The sequence below is a fragment of the Pantoea stewartii subsp. stewartii genome (assembly GCF_008801695.1).
GTDB classification, from domain to species: domain Bacteria; phylum Pseudomonadota; class Gammaproteobacteria; order Enterobacterales; family Enterobacteriaceae; genus Pantoea; species Pantoea stewartii.
In genome coordinates, this window is the sequence record NZ_VZPF01000134.1 from 1 (window position 1) to 6,495 (window position 6,495).

Consider the following 6,495-nt stretch of genomic DNA (forward strand, 5'->3'; position numbering starts at 1 on the left):
CAGGAGGACACCAGCACACGGCTTCGTTATCTCACGGAGCATGGCAGGCCGTTTACCACGCTTGTATACATTCCGGGGCATATCATGCTGTATACCGGTAATACGGTCATTAACGGACAGAATGTACCGATGACATACCAGAATATATGGGGACTACGACCGGCAGATTCCGACAGCCGGAGTATTATTGGCGGTGCCGTCTTTTTACCCCTGCTTGCCTCTTATCCGGAGAACCCGGGTCTGGTGTCACTGGCCGGTAAGACGCTGTTTAAGCTGGGTTTTATTGAATAGCGGAAACTATTTACTCTGCTGAGTGAATATTATGGTGACCGCCAGGGCGGTCACTTATTTTAGAGTTATGCACATATCTGATTTTTTATTTCCACAGCCTGTCTTTGATTAATTTATAATGTTCATCTTTTAAATCTTCATATTTCCATATAAATAACCCTCCAAGATTAAAGTCGAGCACCTGATCGATGAAGTAATTCAAATTCCATTCATTCAGTCCACGTGTTGTCAGGGCCAGGATACATTTCTTGTTGTCAGCTCCGTGCTCTAATGTCCGTTTCAGGGCAGGAATAACGTTGCCGGTAATGTCCTCTTTACTCCACATCGCTGAAGCATAGCAGTAATGGATAAAGCGGTCACACTGACCTGACTGGATGATATGCATAACCTTTTCGTTCAGTTTTTTACCGTTATCTGTAGCCGGATGATTGTAAGAATATCCGGCAATAAAACCAAAACTGGTTTCTTTCTGGCATTTTTTTAACTGCTTCATTGCCTCAATGACGAGACCGGTGTTCATATTGCATTCATCATCAAAGTCCACGCCATCCCAGCCCCGGCTTTTTGTGGCTTCAGCAATCCGCAATACTTCATCCTGATTTGAAGGTTTTCCTTCAGGGGAGCACCCGCCTCCGCCATAGACCCAGAGCGTCTTCCCTTTAAAATCGGGAGTATTATCGGGTTTATACTGCTTTTCCGGACTCCAGCCGGGGCTGGCCGGTGTCCCGGTGGTCAGCCCGTCAAGGTTGGTCACCATGCCATACATCATGACATCGAATTCTTCAAGAGGCTTACTCGACAGTGACTGACTCCATCCACCTAATATAAATTTATTCATAACCTGTATCTCCCTATTTGTATTTTTCCACAAGAGCATAAAGGATCGCGGCAGTTTCAGTATCCAGCTTACCGCTGTAATTACAGGGACGAAAATGCAGCTGGAATGCACGGATTAACTGAGCATAACCGGCGTCACTTCCCGAATCTGAAGTGTCGTAGCCATACCGTTTCAGCATTCCGGTCACGTCATCTTTCGAAGGTAACGCATGGCTAAACTGCTCAAGATATTTATGCTTTGTTTCCTCATCAAACCATGCCCCGATGCCTGCTGCGTAAAGCTCTTTCCACGGGAAAGCAGCACCGGGGTCACTTTTTCTTCCGGGGGCAATATCACTGTGTCCGACAACATTCACGGGCGTAATATCCGGATAGCGCTGAAGGATATTTAATGCCAGTTCTTTGATTGCATCAATCTGGACTGGATTATAGGGCGGAAATGTAAATACTCCGTTATTATCGGTAGCCAAATTAACCGCCTCAATCCCTATTGAGGTATCGTTTAGATTACTGCGACCGGCCCACGAACTGACCCCTGCATGCCATGCACGTTCATTCTCATCAACCAGATTAAAAATGCGCATATCTTTAAAACCGGCACCTGCATATGATTTATCTGAAGGGTCCGGGACAAGGTAATGGGCGCTGACCGAAGAACCTGTCAGCGCAATAATCGAGTTTTCAAAATCGAGTGCGGTATAATGCATTATCAGAAAACGGACGCGCCGGTTAAAACCTTTAACGGAGCGATAACTGTTATAATCAACCTGATACATACAGACTCCTTTCACATGTTGTAATTTATTATTCTACACGTTGTCAGAGTCGTGTTCACCCGGATGAGTTCATAAAAAACTCAGCTATTGTGATTTATATCGCAATTTAAATTCTGACCACCATCACAAAATGATGCTGGTCAGAGTCTCTTCTTACTACTTATTATTCCCGTTGTCAGTAAGTCCCTATGGTTTAATCTATTCGACTGCCGATGCGCGCAAGCGTTCGGTAAATTGTTGGTCTCGATACTGAAAACAGCTCAGCCAGATCGCTGATTGAATACTCACCGGTTTTATGCATCCGGCATAACTCCTTCTGTTGTTTGTCAGACAGCTTTGGTTGTTTCCCCCGCAATTTCCCTTTTGCGCGCGCAATAGCCATTCCTTCGCGGGTACGCAGCCGTATCAGGTCACCTTCAAACTCAGCGAACGTAGCCAGCACGTTGAAGAACATTTTCCCCATCGGGTCTGCCGGATCATAGAGGCTGGTTCCCAGAGCAAGCTTCACACCTCTGAGTTGCAGAGCGTCTGCGATCTCCCGGGCGTCAGGAACTGAACGGGCCAGGCGGTCAAGCTTGGGAACAACCAGCGTGTCACCACTACGAACAGCGGCCAACGCCTGGTCCAGGCCAGGCCTTTGCCGGTTCGAACCGGTTAGGCCTTTATCGATATAAATTCTGTCCGGGGAGACGCCGAGTTTTACCAGCGCTTCCTGTTGTGCGGTTAAATCTTGCTTATCAGTAGAACAACGGGCATAGCCGATCCGTATTTCAGTCATAAATTTGTACGTTTAGGGGGCCATGAAAGAGATTGATACCGTACCAGCTATATGAGACAACGTCAGCAGTGATTTTTTCTAGGGTACATAAATGTATTTTCACTGTCCGTTGAGCGATCCTCTTACGGACATAATTAATCGGAGTCAGGATGACAACGCGTGGCAAAGCGACAGGCAAAAGTGAACGACTGGCTGTTTTAAATAATGCCGAACTGGAAGCGCTGTATGGTCTCCCTGATTTCGATGATGCACAGCGGCTGGAATATCTTGCTCTGGATGAATATGAGCTGGTACTGACCTGTGGTCGTCAGGGGCGTCACGCTCAAATTTATTGCATCCTCCAGATCGCTTACTTTAAAGCCAAGCACCTGTTTTTCCGCTTCGGGTGGAGTGATGTTAAGGATGACTGCAACTTTATTCTGAGCCGTTATTTTCATGGTGAGCCACTTCCTGAGCAGTCCCCCACTAAGCATGAGCGCTATGCTCAGCGGGAAAAAATTTGCGCCCTGTACGGTTACCGGCCATGGTCATCGGCACTGTCTTCACAACTCGAATATCAGGCCATTCAAATTGTTCGCCGTGATGTGACTCCTGGCTTTGTCGCCACGGAGCTGATCATATGGCTCAACGAACATAAAATCATCCGACCCGGTTACACCACGCTCCAGGAGCTGGTGAGCCGGGTTCTTTCTGATGAAAGGCTGCGATTGGGGCATATTCTGGCGGAGCGGCTTGATGACACGACAATTGCCGAGCTGGACAAGCTGATTGAGCGTGATGATACGCTTTCCCGGCTCGCTGTCCTCAGGCAGGATGCGCGCGACTTTGGCTGGCGTCAGATGGTCCACGAACGGGAAAAACGGGCCATCCTGGAGCCACTGCACCGCAAAGCCTGTGATATCTTACCAGCGCTGAATATTTCTCAGCAAAACCTGCTGTACTATGCCAGCCTGGCAAATTTCTATACCGTTTATGATCTTCGCAACCTGAAGCCCGGGCAGACTCGCCTTTACCTGCTGTGCTATGCCTGGATTCGTTATCGCCAGTTCAGCGACAATCTGGTGGATGCGATGTTTTTCCATATGAAACAGCTTGAGGATGAAAGCCGCAGCGTGGCTAAACAGCCTATGGCTGACGTGCAGGAAAAACACCGACGCGAAACGTCCAAAATCGGGCGTCTGCTGTCGCTTTATGTTGATGACAGCGTTCCCGACCCGACGACCTTTGGTGAAGTCCGCCGCCGTGCCTGGAAAATCATGCCGCGGGAGGCACTGAAAAGTACCGCGCAGCGCATGAGTGTAAAACCCGTCAGCAGACTGTCGCTACAGTGGCAGGCAGTGGATAATATGATGGCATTAATCCGGCGTCACCTGCGGCCATTATACCTGTCACTCGATCTCACCAGCGTGGTCCGGGACAGTCCGTGGGCTGAGGCGCTGAACTGGCTCAGAACAGTGTTCGGCAAAAAGCAGACGCTTTCGCAGCGGTCACTTGAGGAATGCCCGCCAGAAACGTTACCCTCACGGCTGCGTCCGTACCTGCTGGAATACGGTGAGGATGGTGAGCCCACAGTCCTGAATGCCGGGCGCTATGAATTCTGGCTCTATCGCCAGATAAGAAAGCGTTTTCAGGCGGGTGAATTCCACCTTAATGACAGTCTCCGGCACCGCCATCTTTCTGATGAACTGGTACCGGAAGGGGAACTGGCCGAAATGGTGGCTGAAATGAAGATCCCCTTTCTGCAAAAGTCCATCAAAACGCAGCTAAAGGCGTTGTCATCCGAACTGCACCGCCAGTGGAAGGCGTTTAACCGGGAGCTGAAACAGGGGAAGCTGAAACATCTGGAGTACGATGCAGAAACGCAGAAGCTGACCTGGCATAAATCGGTGGCCAGCCGTCATAAGGAGCAGAATAAGCGTTTTTATGAGCAACTGCCATTCTGTGATGTGACCGACGTCTTTCGCTTTGTTAATAATCAGTGCCGGTTCCTCCCCGCAATGAAGCCGCTACAGCCCCGTTATGCCAAAAAAGAAGCGGATGCAGACAGCCTGATGGCGGTCATCGTTGCCCAGGCGATGAATCATGGCAATCATGTCATGGCGAGAACCAGCGATATTCCGTTCCATGTGCTGGAAACCACGTACGAACAGTACCTTCGTCTGGCGTCGCTGCTCACGGCCAATGACTGCATCACCGATGCCATAGAAGTACTGCCGGTATTTCCACTCTATTCGTTTGATCCGGAGACCCTTTATGGTGCCGTTGACGGGCAGAAATTTGGTGTTGAGCGTCCGACAGTGAAAGCCCGGTATTCACGTAAATATTTTGGTCGCGGTAAAGGCATGGTGGCTTACACGCTGCTGTGTAACCACATCCCAATCAACGGATACCTGATTGGCACAAACGACTACGAAGGCCACCATGTCTTTGATATCTGGTACCGTAACACTTCAGCCGTGAAGCCTGTGGCTATTACCGGTGACATGCACAGCATCAACAAGGCCAATTTTGCGATCCTGCACTGGTTTGGCCTTCGATTTGAACCTCATTTTACCGACCTGAACAGGCAGTTGCCGGAGCTGTACTGCACCAGAGAGCTCTCGACATATAAGAAGTGCCTGATTCAGCCTGCCGGACAGATTGACCTGGACCTTATTGCCTGTGAAAAAAACAATCTCGAGCGGATCGTCGCCACGCTGGGGCTGAAGGAAATGACGCAGGGAACGCTGATCCGCAAATTGTGCACATATACAACGGCTAATCCGACAAGACAGGCGGTATTTGAATATGACCGGCTGATTCGCAGTATTTACACGCTGAAGTATCTGCGCGATCCGCAGCTGGAACGCAATATCCACCGCTCCCAGAACCGGATTGAATCTTATCACCAGCTCCGTGCCGCCGTCGCCAAAGTCGGCGGAAAGAAAGAGTTAACCGGGAAAAACGACATTGAAACAGACATCAGTAATCAGTGCGGGCGGTTGATCTGCAACGCGATCGTTTATTACAACTCCGCGATCCTGTCGCGATTACTGGAACGACTGGAAGCAGAAGGCAACGACAAGGGCATTGAGGCTCTGACCCGGATATCACCGGTGGCCTGGCAGCATATTTTGCTGAACGGGCATTATACCTTCCAGAGCAGCAATGAAATTATCGACCTGGATGCGCTGGTTGCCGGGGTGAAACTGAGGTAACGGAAATTTCGGCGGTTCCGGCGTAGAACCCCTAGAAAATAGAGCAATTATTCGCGGTGGTTCGGATTTAAAAACAACCGCCCCATTAAATCCTGTTGTTTACAATCCACGAAACTATACGGATGTTTAGAGCCTATCCCAATAGGATTTTAACACCTAGGAATTTCGAACCTTGCGGTCACCCGTATCGCTGGAAGTATTGAGTAACACGCCCGTAAGCGGCCCTGACGGCCCGCTAACGCGGAGATACGCCCCGACTGCGGCCAACCTTGTCGGGACCACTCCGACAGCGCACAGAAGCTTCTGTATCGCGTCTAGCGGGTTTTGGTCTGGCAGGGCGAAGGAATGGATTGGCAGAACCTATCAACAACGTAACCGGCTACGCCGGGCGACGGCGCCACTCACTCACAGAGCCATATTCAACACCTGTTGGCGCCTCCATGCCGCTGACGGGTTCTGTCGCATTAATAGCAAAGGGGCGGCAGAAATGTAAGCGTCACATCCAGACCGTATTGACTGTCAGGCTGAGGTAAGATCGACTTTCCACGGCAGCAGATCGTGCAGCCGGTTTACCGGCCAGTCCTGGATATGCCCCAGCACATAGCGCAGCCACGCC

5 protein-coding genes and 1 pseudogene are annotated in these 6,495 nt (G+C 50.0%); 2 read left to right on the forward strand and 4 right to left on the reverse strand.

Translation table 11 applies throughout. The annotated features are described in order from the left end of the window. Nucleotides 1-291: pseudogene (locus tag F7Q90_RS24185) on the forward strand (cell wall hydrolase); the annotation flags it as partial. 85 nt (nt 292-376) lie between these two features. Here F7Q90_RS24185 and F7Q90_RS24190 read toward each other — a convergent pair. The 3 genes from F7Q90_RS24190 to F7Q90_RS24200 all read right to left on the reverse strand — a co-directional run bounded on the left by F7Q90_RS24190 (nt 377) and on the right by F7Q90_RS24200 (nt 2,682). Further along, a complete protein-coding gene (locus F7Q90_RS24190) occupies nt 377-1,129 on the reverse strand; it encodes a hypothetical protein (RefSeq protein WP_044243367.1) in 753 nt (250 codons plus the stop codon). 13 nt (nt 1,130-1,142) lie between these two features. Next, nucleotides 1,143-1,904, reverse strand: a complete 762-nt coding sequence (locus F7Q90_RS24195; protein ID WP_006122254.1) for an N-acetylmuramoyl-L-alanine amidase — start codon at nt 1,902-1,904, stop codon at nt 1,143-1,145. A 193-nt stretch (nt 1,905-2,097) separates the two neighbouring features. Then, nucleotides 2,098-2,682, reverse strand: a complete 585-nt coding sequence (locus F7Q90_RS24200; RefSeq protein WP_044243369.1) for a recombinase family protein — start codon at nt 2,680-2,682, stop codon at nt 2,098-2,100. A gap of 149 nt (nt 2,683-2,831) precedes the next feature. On the opposite strand from F7Q90_RS24200, the gene F7Q90_RS24205 reads away from it, so the two are divergent. Beyond that, nucleotides 2,832-5,879 (forward strand): Tn3 family transposase, encoded by a 3,048-nt coding sequence (locus F7Q90_RS24205; protein WP_006122256.1) that lies wholly within the window; start codon nt 2,832-2,834, stop codon nt 5,877-5,879. A gap of 519 nt (nt 5,880-6,398) precedes the next feature. Here F7Q90_RS24205 and F7Q90_RS24210 read toward each other — a convergent pair. Beyond that, nucleotides 6,399-6,495, reverse strand: a 97-nt coding sequence (locus F7Q90_RS24210; protein ID WP_151161016.1) for a transposase domain-containing protein, incomplete at its 5' end; no start/stop codon positions are given.

Bases quoted from the DNA above. Each gene is read 5' to 3' on its own strand.
- F7Q90_RS24190 (WP_044243367.1), bottom strand. From the start codon at position 1,129: ATGAATAAATTTATATTAGGTGGATGGAGTCAGTCACTGTCGAGTAAG.
- F7Q90_RS24195 (WP_006122254.1), bottom strand. From the start codon at position 1,904: ATGTATCAGGTTGATTATAACAGTTATCGCTCCGTTAAAGGTTTTAAC.
- F7Q90_RS24200 (WP_044243369.1), bottom strand. From the start codon at position 2,682: ATGACTGAAATACGGATCGGCTATGCCCGTTGTTCTACTGATAAGCAA.
- F7Q90_RS24205 (WP_006122256.1), top strand. From the start codon at position 2,832: ATGACAACGCGTGGCAAAGCGACAGGCAAAAGTGAACGACTGGCTGTT.